Origin of the sequence: Bradyrhizobium sp. SHOUNA76 (assembly GCF_023006445.1) — a bacterium.
Lineage (GTDB): Bacteria > Pseudomonadota > Alphaproteobacteria > Rhizobiales > Xanthobacteraceae > Bradyrhizobium.
Map to the genome: position 1 here is coordinate 1 of NZ_JALBHA010000760.1, position 2,137 is coordinate 2,137.

A 2,137-nucleotide genomic window follows, 5' to 3' on the forward strand; every position below is an offset into this window, starting at 1 on the left:
GGTCCTGGATCGCGGTCATCTCGCGGCGGAATTCCTCGTGGTCGCCGCGGCCGATATGGGGCAGGCCGCAGGCCACCACGCATTCGTTGAGCTGGCGGCGGCCGGCGACGCGCAGGCGCTGGTCGTTGAGGAAGGCGCCCTTGCCGCGCTCGGCGATGTAGAGCTCGTCATTGGCGGGGTTGTAGATCACGCCGGCGATGATCGTGCCCTCGCGCACGAGGCCGATCGAGATCGCGAATTGCGGGATGCCGTGCAGGAAGTTGGTGGTGCCGTCGAGCGGGTCGACGATCCAGGTGTGGCTCTTGTCGGAGCCCTCGCGCATGCCGCCTTCCTCGCCGATGAAGCCGTAGCCGGGACGGGCCTTGGCGAGATCCTGGTAAAGGATCTCCTCAGCGCGCTTGTCGGCGAGCGAGACGAAATTCGCCGGCCCCTTCAGCGAGACCTGGAGATGCTCGATCTCGCCGAGATCGCGCTTGAGACTGCGGCCAGCACGGCGCGCGGCCTTGACCATGACGTTGATAGTGGCGGAATACAGCATGAGGTTTCGGTCTTGATCGGGGGGAAAGGGCGCAAAATCGCGCCTGTTTGAGCAATTGGGTGCCCTGCGGGGGCGCTTGCGTCAAGTCATTGGGGCAAGTCATTTGCTCCCGAGCCATTTTTTGGCGGCGGCCTCCGCCTTGGCCCGGTCCTCGGCCGGCAAGTCGGATAATTGCTTGTCGAGCTCCGGGTCGCCCTTGCCGGCGGTTTTGGCCACCAGGTGCCATTTGAACCCCTCGACCTTGTCCGCGGATACGCCCACGCCGTTGATCAGCACCCACGCCAGCCGGTTCTGCGCGATCGCGCTGCCCTGGCGGGATGCCTTGCGAAGCAGGGCGACGGCAGCCGGCTGGTTCTTCGGCGTGCCGGTGCCGTTGAACATGGCGATGGCATATTCGACCTCGGCGTCGACATTGTCGGCGAGCGAGGCGGCCTGCAGCAGCCGCACCGCGCGTTCCGGGTCCTTCGCCACGCCGGTGCCTTCCTTGTAGAAGGTCGCAAGCGCGTATTGCGCCTCGGGCAGGCCGGCATCGGCGGCCTGGCGCAGCAGCTCGGCGGAGCGCTTGACGTCCTGCGGCAAGGTCTGGCCGTCGAGATAGAGCAAAGCGAGGTTATAGGCCGCCTTGGGCTCGCCGAGCTTGGCGGCGGACGCCATCAGCTTGACCGCCTCACCCTTGTCGACCGAGCCGCCGCGGCCGGAAATGCGCAGCATGGCGAGCGCGAACATCGCCTCGCGGTCGCCGGCGTCCGCGGCGCGCTTGTACCATTCGGCCGCCTTGGCGTAGTCGCGGCGGATACCCATGGCGTTGGAATAGAGCTCGCCGAGCATGGTCATAGCCTTGGGATCGCCTGCTTGTGCGCGGGCGGTGGCGAGGTCGAACGCCGACTTGTACTGGCCGCGCTGATAGGCGCCGTACACCAGATCGGCGTTGGAATTGTCGGTCGGCGGCGCCGGGATCACGGTCGCGGCCGGGGCCGGCTTGGAGGAGGGAGCCGGCTTGGGCGAGGCCGAAGGTTTTGGCGCCGGCGCGGCCTCCTTCTTCTTGGTAAGCGCGTGCGGCTTGGGCTTTGGCTTCTCGGCCGGCGCGCTCGGCGTTGTCGCCGGCGGAGTGATCTGGAGCTGCGCAGCCGCGGGCAGCGTGAGCAGCAGCGTAGCCAGCATGGTGATGCAGGGGAGCTTCATGTCGGGCGCTAGCCGTGCTCCTGGCCAGCAGGATTTTGGCTAGCCGTCGCCGTCGCATAGGCCTTCTTGATCGCAGCGTCCGCCTCGATCAGCGCGGCCTTCGGCCCACGCGGATCGGACCAGATGAAGTCGCCGACCAGCACGAAATCGGCGCCGCTGAGGGCGAAGTCGTGGGCTTCTTCCAGCGACATGGCAAAGCCGACGCAGGGCGGCTCGAACAGCTCGGCCCACCAGTCCAGCCGTTCCGCGATCGCTTGCGCCGAGGGACGCTGGCCTTTCGCATCGGGCTCGCCGAACAGCACGTAATCCGCGCCCATCTCGCCCGCATCCATGGAATGGTGCCGCGTCGTCAGCCCGCCGACGCCCGCGATTCGATCGGGCTTGAGCGAGGGCAGCGCCTCTTTCAGCGCGGCGATG

The 2,137-nt window shown here is 67.4% G+C and carries 2 protein-coding genes and 1 pseudogene; all 3 read right to left on the reverse strand.

Translation table 11 applies throughout. From position 1 onward, the window contains the following. A partial coding sequence (locus MOV74_RS36730; protein WP_246932227.1) for an inositol monophosphatase family protein occupies positions 1 to 538 on the reverse strand: 538 nt, incomplete at its 3' end. A gap of 99 nt (positions 539 to 637) precedes the next feature. After that, a complete protein-coding gene (locus tag MOV74_RS36735) occupies positions 638 to 1,720 on the reverse strand; it encodes a tetratricopeptide repeat protein (protein WP_246932229.1) in 1,083 nt (360 codons plus the stop codon). An 8-nt stretch (positions 1,721 to 1,728) separates the two neighbouring features. After that, positions 1,729 to 2,137, reverse strand: a pseudogene (locus MOV74_RS36740) (thiamine phosphate synthase); the annotation flags it as partial.